The following is a 5,706-nucleotide window of genomic DNA, read 5'->3' as shown; positions in this document are numbered from 1 at the left end:
TCGGGCACATGAAGAACGACGGGCGACTACGGCGGAACTGGCTAAAAGGCGCGGAAGGCGATGCCTTTCACGCCCTGTTGTGTGGTTGTGGTCACAACCTGCGGCTGATTCTGAAGAAGCTGCGGCTACTTTACGCCTTGATCTGGCTGGTGTGTTACCGGCGGTTGATTGGCAGCGGAGCCCGTCAGCCGCAGTTTGCGATAGGGGCCATGTGAAAATCGAATTGTTCAGGGCCGACTACTTCACATCCACATGCACAAACCCGGGTTCATAAGCTTTGAACGGCTTCCCCTTGTCCAGGCATGCCGGTGGCTCAAGGCCCCGCAGACGACTGACGCCATGGCGGGCCAGGCAACGGCCAAGGCCGGCTCGCGAGACCGAGGGATTAAGGACTTCGCGCACGACAACCAACAAGTCATCCAGGGCCAGATGCTGCAGCTTGCTGAGTTCGACGACGACGCACTCTTGGGCGGGTGTCAGTGTGGTTTGCAGATGATGCGCGGTGTGTGATTGATCGCTACTGGAATTAGAGGTCGCAGCGGAGCAAATCGCCGCGCTATGGGAGGCCAGGATACCGGGCTAGCGGGAGCTTGCGTATACATTGGTGTATACGTTCAACATCAAGATAGCGTAAAAAGCATCAAGGGGTTACAGATCCAAACCTGTAACCCCTTGATTTGTTTGGTGCCGGCGGCAGGAATCGAACTCGCGACCCCCTGATTACAAGTCAGGTGCTCTACCAACTGAGCTACACCGGCGAAGAGGTGCGAACTATACCAGTGCCCCTATGGACATGCAAGTATTTGTGCGGGTTTGGTCAGCTTTTTTTCTAGGAAAATGCATAATTCGCTGATCGGTAAGCTATTTCAGAAAGCGCTCCAGCAGGGTGTTCAGAAAGCGTCTGCCTGTTGGTGTCGGCGCGAGCCAGTTGCCGTTGCGCTCGAGCAGGCCGTCCCGGATGCCGCGCTCGATTTCGGGCAGCACGCTGGCGAGCGGCTGGCCGGTGCGTTCTTCGAAAATCGCGAGGTCGAAGCCGCCGGTAAGCCGCAGCGCATTGAGCATGAATTCAAAGGGCAGGTGCTCGATACCCACCACCTCTTCATTATGCAGCGTCGAGCCAGACTGGCTTTGCGCCAGATACTCCCCGGGTTGCTTGTAGCGCAGCTGACGGACGATCCTGTCGGGGAAGCTGATCTTGGCGTGCGCGCCAGCGCCGATGCCGAGGTAGTCGCCGAAGGTCCAGTAATTCAGATTGTGAAAGGCTCTCCGCCCCGGACGGGCAAACGCGCTGGTTTCGTAATGCTCGAAGCCGGCGGCGGCGAGTCTGGCTTCGATGGCGTCCTGCATGTCGGCGGCAAGGTCATCGTCGGGCAGCGCCGGCGGGTAGCGGTGGAACAGCGTGTTGGGTTCCAGCGTAAGATGGTAGGCCGACAGGTGCGTCGGCCCGCAGGCAAGCGCCGTGTCGATGTCGGCCAGCGCTTCGTCCAGCGTCTGCTCGGGCAGCGCGTACATGATGTCGAGGTTGAAGTTGTCGAAATGCTGTTTGGCGATGGCAATGGCGGCCAGCGCCTCCTCGCGGCCGTGGATGCGGCCCAGTGCCTTGAGCTTGGTATCGTCAAAGCTTTGGATGCCGATGGACAGCCGGTTGACGCCTGCGGCACGGTAGCCGGCGAATTTCTCGGCCTCGAACGTGCCGGGGTTGGCCTCCAGCGTGATTTCGGCGTCCGGAAGCAGCTTGACGCGGGCGCGGATGCCTTCGAGCAGGGTGTTGATGGCGGATGCGGAAAACAGGCTGGGCGTGCCGCCGCCCATGAAGATAGAAACGACCGGCCGCCCCCAAATCAGTGGTAGACAGGATTCCAGGTCAAGCAGAAGCGCGTCGATGTATTCGGACTCGGGCAGGCCATCTTTCTGTGCATGCGAGTTGAAATCGCAATAGGGGCACTTTTTGACGCACCAGGGAAAGTGAATGTACAGCGCCAGTGGCGGCAGTGCAGTGAGCTGCAGGCTGCCTGCGGGTTGGCTACGGCGTATGCTGGAGAGCGGAATGGTGTGCATGGCAGACGGTGGGGAGTGACAGCCGCGCATTATCGCAAAAAAACGGGCCCGCCATGTGGCGGGCCGTTTGCCGGTTACAGGCGCAGGAAGCCTGCACGCTCCGGTTGCCAAGTGACTTCCTGGAGGCGGACGGTCACCTGCCTCCCTCCGGGTGCAGGCCAGGAAATGCTCTGGCCAACTGAAAGGCCCAGCAGCGCGCTGCCCACGGGGGCTGTTACCGAAACTTTGCCCGGACTGCCATCCAGTTCGTCGGGGTAGCACAGGGTCAGCTCGAATTCCTTGCCGCCCGGTTGCATTACAAAGCGCGCGGTCGAGCGCATGGTCACAACATCCGGCGGCATGTCCTGCGGCTCGAGTACGGCCGCACGGGCAAGCTCTGTTTCGAGTGCCTCGGCTTCGGCAAAGGCGCTGGCAGGCAGGAGCTCCAGCAGGGCATGCAGACGGGCGCTGTCCAGGCTGGACACGGTAATCGGCGGCAGAGTAGTCATCGCGAACTCCGGATTCGGGAACCAAACAAACAGGGCGGCATACTCTGCCGCCCTGCACGTGTTCGGATTGGACATGCGTTTACTATCCAGGTTCACACAGCGTGGAGTTCCTATTTGCCTTTGATGAGCGCATGTATCAGCCCTCCCAAGACTTTATCTGCAAGCTCTGCAGCAGGATAGGGGGTTATGTATATGCTCTGCGTGATCGCTCAGCGGGCATCCCATGGGTCATACAGACCATCGACCAGCTTGTGCAGCACATCTTTCATTTGTTCCGGGGTGACCTCCATCAGCAGGCCATCTTCAAAGGCATCCTGCAGCATCTGGCTCAGCTCATCCAGATTCTCGTTCATCACTTTGACCTTTTCGGTGCAGGACACCACGGAGCCATCCGCACGGGTCCAGATCGCATAGCGAGCTTCATTGCCACAGGCACTCATAGTCCCGCCTCCTGCAGCTTGGCGACGAGTGCCCGGATGGCCTTGCCACGGTGCGAAATGGCGGATTTGTCCTCGGTACTGATCTCGGCAACGGTTTTACCAAACGCGGGCAGCCAGAAATGCGGGTCATAGCCAAAGCCACCATCGCCCCGTGGCTCGTCAACGATTTCGCCAGCGCAGATGCCGTCAGCGATCAGTGGCTGGGGGTCATCGGCATGGCGAACCAGCACCAGCGCGGCATAGTAGTAAGCGCGACGATCAGGCTGGCCGGCCAGCTCGGCGATCAGCTTTTGATTGTTGCCTGCATCTGATTTGGGCTCACCGGCAAAGCGCGCCGACAAGACCCCGGGTTTGCCGCCAAGGGCATGCACGCAAATTCCGGAGTCATCGGCCAGCGCCGGCAAGCCGGTGGCCAGCGCTGCGTGGCGGGCCTTGGCAAGGGCATTTTCGATAAAGGTGCCGTGTGGCTCCTCGGCTTCGCTTACCCCCAGCTCACCCTGCGGGATGACAATCCAGCCCAGCGGCTCAAGCAGACGGTTGAATTCCTTCACTTTGCCTGCATTGTTGCTGGCGAGAACGATCTTGTGCATCAGTAAGGTTTCTTGGTCAGAATCATCAGGCCGTTTTCCTGTTTGGTGGTAAAACGGTTCAGTACGGACATGCCGATCAGCGGATAGGGGGGGTCGTTGCTCTCATTGATGGCGGCCTGAACATCGTACAGGGTGATGTTACCGATGCGTATCTGCGGGATGCGGATGACACTGGCTTTGACTTTACCTCCTGCTGTCTGAGCGGTGGCCGCTTGACCTCCTGCACTGGATAACCCCATCTGGGTGGCCTGTGCGGTGCTCAATACCAGTAGGCTGGCTCCGGTGTCGATCATGCCGCGCAAGGTACGACCATTGATGGTGATCTCCGAAGCAAAATGACCTGACTCGTCCTGGCTTAGCGTAAGTGAGTTACTGCCAATACCTGAGTCTTTCTCGGCGGTGCTGGAAACGTAGCCACGGCCAAGTTGTAAAGTACTGCTCTTGCCGTCAATCACGACCACTGCCGAGTCGCTGCTGATGCTGGATACCCGAATCCCGTCTGCACTTTGGCCGACAGCCATTGTCTTTCGCTGGCCGTTGATGCTGAAAATGGCCTTGTTGCCCATAACGGCAATCAGGGTGACTTCCGCGGCTGTCGCCGACATGGCGACGAGCAGCAGGGTGGTGCAGAGCAGAAAACGTTTCATGGCAACTCCCGGTCGATTTCGGCCAGCGCTGCTTCGATCAGCTGCCAGCCGGCGTTTTTCAGTAGTGTGGCATCGGACAACATCCGTCGCCACTGCCGCCCGCCGCGTACACCGTGAAACAGCCCCAGGACATGTCGGGCGATCAGGCGCAGTGGCAAGCCATCGCTCAGTTCGGCTTCGATGAATTCGCGCATGGCCAGCATTACATCATGACGGTTGGCAGGTGCTGCACCTTCACCATAGTAACGGGTGTCCACTTCACTCAGGAACCACGGGTTGTGGTACGCCTCGCGCCCGACCATCACCCCGTCAACATGCTGCAGCTGTTCGCTACATAGTTCGTGCGTGGTCAGGCCGCCATTGATGATGATCTCCAGTTGCGGGAAATCCTGCTTCAGCTGATGCACGTAATGGTATTTGAGTGGCGGGATCTCCCGGTTTTCCTTGGGCGAGAGACCCTTCAAAATGGCGTTGCGGGCATGAACAATGAAGGTCTCGCAGCCGGCTTCAGCGATCCTGGCGATGAAATCACGAACAAATGCATAGTTCTCGACCTGATCAATGCCGATGCGATGCTTGATTGTGACATCGATCTGGCAGGCATCGCGCATCGCGCGTACGCAATCAGCGACCAGATCCGGTTCCAGCATCAGGCAGGCGCCGAACGAACCTGATTGCACCCGTTCGGACGGGCAGCCAACGTTCAGGTTAACCTCGTCATAGCCCCACCCCTCGGCAATTTTCGCGCAGCGCGCCAGATCCCCCGGGTGGGAGCCGCCTAGTTGTAACGCTAGCGGGTGTTCAACATCATCGAAGCGTAAATGCCGCTGTTGGTCGCCATGCAGGATTGCGCCGGTGTTGACCATTTCCGTGTAAAGGAAAGCATGTCGGGACAGCTCGCGGGCGAAGCGACGGTAAAAACGGTCGGTCCAGTCGAGCATCGGCGCGACGCAGAAGCGGCGGCGGTTGGGCGTCATGGCGGATTCGGTCATGCGGTAACGATTTACTTTGCAATAGCCAGAACCCGATTGTGGCATAAGTGCGAAGTGCTTGCCTTGCGCTGGGCGACAAGAAATGAATCGCACCAACTTCTCGAGGCACTCTTAAGACCAGTTCCCTGTCGATCCGTGATTGCATCGACCAACCAATCACCTGCCGAGAGAAAAAATCCAGCACCACTGCCAAGTACAGCCATCCCTCATGCGTGCGGATGTAGGCATCTGGTCTCGGATCATAATTTACCTCTCCGCAGTTGGCGACTCTATCTGGCACGTTCGGCTTTGGGTACGCTCTCCACGTCGATATCCAGGTCAGGCCAATGAATCTCCGTCTGCACGGGCGCGCCCGTACCACTCTGGCTGTTCGTGCCGAAATCCAGGCCGCGCCGGCCGCCATCACCGATGCCGAACTGGCACGCCGCTATGGTGTCAGCAAGCCCACCATTGCCAAATGGCGCCGACGCAGCTCGGTGCACGATGAATCA

The 5,706-nt window shown here is 59.0% G+C and carries 7 protein-coding genes, 1 tRNA gene and 2 pseudogenes; 2 read left to right on the top strand and 8 right to left on the bottom strand.

Annotated elements, in window-relative coordinates; genetic code table 11:
* Window positions 1-215: pseudogene (locus INR99_RS17185) on the top strand (hypothetical protein); the annotation flags it as partial.
* 25 nt (window positions 216-240) lie between these two features.
* Here INR99_RS17185 and INR99_RS17630 read toward each other — a convergent pair.
* The 8 genes and pseudogenes from INR99_RS17630 to dusA form a co-directional block, all read right to left on the bottom strand.
* Window positions 241-516: pseudogene (locus INR99_RS17630) on the bottom strand (IS481 family transposase); the annotation flags it as partial.
* Window positions 517-682: 166 nt separating this feature from the next.
* Window positions 683-758 (bottom strand) — tRNA-Thr (locus tag INR99_RS17180).
* Between the two features lie 103 nt (window positions 759-861).
* Entirely contained in the window at window positions 862-2,058 is a 1,197-nt protein-coding gene (hemW, locus tag INR99_RS17175; RefSeq protein ID WP_194117562.1) for a radical SAM family heme chaperone HemW, read from the bottom strand.
* A 74-nt stretch (window positions 2,059-2,132) separates the two neighbouring features.
* Complete coding sequence (rnk, locus tag INR99_RS17170) at window positions 2,133-2,546, bottom strand: nucleoside diphosphate kinase regulator (protein ID WP_194117561.1); 414 nt, start codon at window positions 2,544-2,546, stop codon at window positions 2,133-2,135.
* Window positions 2,547-2,755: 209 nt separating this feature from the next.
* Window positions 2,756-2,986, bottom strand: coding sequence for a hypothetical protein (locus tag INR99_RS17165; protein ID WP_194117560.1), 231 nt, complete (start codon window positions 2,984-2,986; stop codon window positions 2,756-2,758).
* Window positions 2,983-3,579: an RdgB/HAM1 family non-canonical purine NTP pyrophosphatase gene (rdgB, locus tag INR99_RS17160; RefSeq protein ID WP_228098427.1), complete on the bottom strand. Its 597-nt coding sequence runs from the start codon at window positions 3,577-3,579 to the stop codon at window positions 2,983-2,985. The genes INR99_RS17165 and rdgB overlap by 4 nt, the downstream gene beginning before the upstream one ends.
* Window positions 3,576-4,223: a retropepsin-like aspartic protease family protein gene (locus INR99_RS17155; RefSeq protein ID WP_194117558.1), complete on the bottom strand. Its 648-nt coding sequence runs from the start codon at window positions 4,221-4,223 to the stop codon at window positions 3,576-3,578. Before INR99_RS17155 ends, rdgB begins: the two co-directional genes overlap by 4 nt.
* Complete coding sequence (dusA, locus tag INR99_RS17150) at window positions 4,220-5,215, bottom strand: tRNA dihydrouridine(20/20a) synthase DusA (RefSeq protein ID WP_228098426.1); 996 nt, start codon at window positions 5,213-5,215, stop codon at window positions 4,220-4,222. The genes INR99_RS17155 and dusA overlap by 4 nt, the downstream gene beginning before the upstream one ends.
* Before the next feature lie 326 nt (window positions 5,216-5,541).
* On the opposite strand from dusA, the gene INR99_RS17965 reads away from it, so the two are divergent.
* Window positions 5,542-5,706 (top strand): helix-turn-helix domain-containing protein (locus tag INR99_RS17965; RefSeq protein WP_373308316.1); only part of this gene is annotated, 165 nt, incomplete at its 3' end.

This window comes from Chitinilyticum piscinae (assembly GCF_015223195.1).
Taxonomy (GTDB): domain Bacteria; phylum Pseudomonadota; class Gammaproteobacteria; order Burkholderiales; family Chitinibacteraceae; genus Chitinilyticum; species Chitinilyticum piscinae.
This window is presented reverse-complemented; position numbering and strand designations above follow the sequence as displayed.

What these genes read in the sequence shown, in the direction of transcription:
- hemW (WP_194117562.1), bottom strand. Translation starts at nt 2,058, where the DNA reads ATGCACACCATTCCGCTCTCCAGCATACGCCGTAGCCAACCCGCAGGC.
- rnk (WP_194117561.1), bottom strand. Translation starts at nt 2,546, where the DNA reads ATGACTACTCTGCCGCCGATTACCGTGTCCAGCCTGGACAGCGCCCGT.
- INR99_RS17165 (WP_194117560.1), bottom strand. Translation starts at nt 2,986, where the DNA reads ATGAGTGCCTGTGGCAATGAAGCTCGCTATGCGATCTGGACCCGTGCG.
- INR99_RS17155 (WP_194117558.1), bottom strand. Translation starts at nt 4,223, where the DNA reads ATGAAACGTTTTCTGCTCTGCACCACCCTGCTGCTCGTCGCCATGTCG.
- dusA (WP_228098426.1), bottom strand. Translation starts at nt 5,215, where the DNA reads ATGACCGAATCCGCCATGACGCCCAACCGCCGCCGCTTCTGCGTCGCG.